We start from the raw sequence: 1,043 nt of genomic DNA on the forward strand, positions 1-1,043 counted from the left end.
TGTGATGCTTCAATAGGTTGTATCCGGTGTTCATCCGGGTTGGGTTTGAGAGACTGGAAGTCGCCAAACACCCAATCTGCCAAGAACCGGAGCCCGGATGAACAGCCATAAGCATGCCCGATTGACGTACGCCCGCCGTCTGGAACTGGTCGAAGAACTGACCAAGGGTGGTGCCGGCACCACGCAGGCCGCCCTCGACTACGGCGTGACACTGCAGACGGTCAGGAAGTGGCTGGGCCGCTTCCTGGCAGGTGGCGAGGCGGCCTTGGCCGATGCTTCGTCAAGGCCAATGCGCTCGCCGAAGGCAATCGATGAGGCCAAGGCACTGCTCATCGTCGAGCTTCGACGACGTCGCATGACGCAGGCTCGCATCGCGGTCAGCGTCGGCGTCTCGGAGTCCACGGTCAGCCGTGTCCTGAAGCGAGCTGGGCTGTCCAAGCTCAAGGATCTGGAGCCGGCGGAGCCCGTCGTGCGCTACGAGCATGAAGCGCCAGGCGATCTGCTGCACATCGACACTAAGAAGCTTGGCAAGATCGTTCGCCCGAGCCATCGAGTGACCGGCAACCGCAAGGACAGCGTCGATGGCGCCGGCTGGGAGACGCTGTTCATCGCCATCGACGACCACGCTCGACTTGCCTTCACGGCCATCCATCCAGACGAGAAGCGAGAGCAGGCAGTGGCGTTCCTCAGGAGCGCCGTCGCTTACTACGCCAGGCTGGGCGTCAAGGTGAAGCGGCTATTGACCGACAACGGCTCCGCGTTCCGCTCGCATCCGTTTTGCGAGGCCTGCGCCGAGCTCGGCATCACGCACAAGTTCACTCGACCTTACCGACCGCAGACCAATGGCAAGGCCGAGCGCTTCATCCAGTCGGCCTTGCGCGAGTGGGCCTACGGCTGGACGTATCAGAACTCAGCGCAGCGTGCCAAGGCCCTCGCCAGCTGGCAGCACCACTACAACTGCCATCGTCCTCATAGCGGCATCGGCGGCGTGCCGCCCATCTCCAGGCTCAGCACTTTGAGGGACCACCTGTTGACGGTTCACA

Annotated in this window: 1 protein-coding gene; it reads left to right on the forward strand. The window is 62.9% G+C overall.

Features of this window, described 5'->3' with window-relative positions; all coding sequences use genetic code 11:
• Positions 1-97: 97 nt before the first annotated feature.
• A partial coding sequence (locus LPC04_RS29015) for an IS481 family transposase (protein ID WP_275685822.1) occupies positions 98-1,043 on the forward strand: 946 nt, incomplete at its 3' end.

The organism is Scleromatobacter humisilvae (genome assembly GCF_023231945.1).
Lineage (GTDB): Bacteria > Pseudomonadota > Gammaproteobacteria > Burkholderiales > Burkholderiaceae_C > Scleromatobacter > Scleromatobacter humisilvae.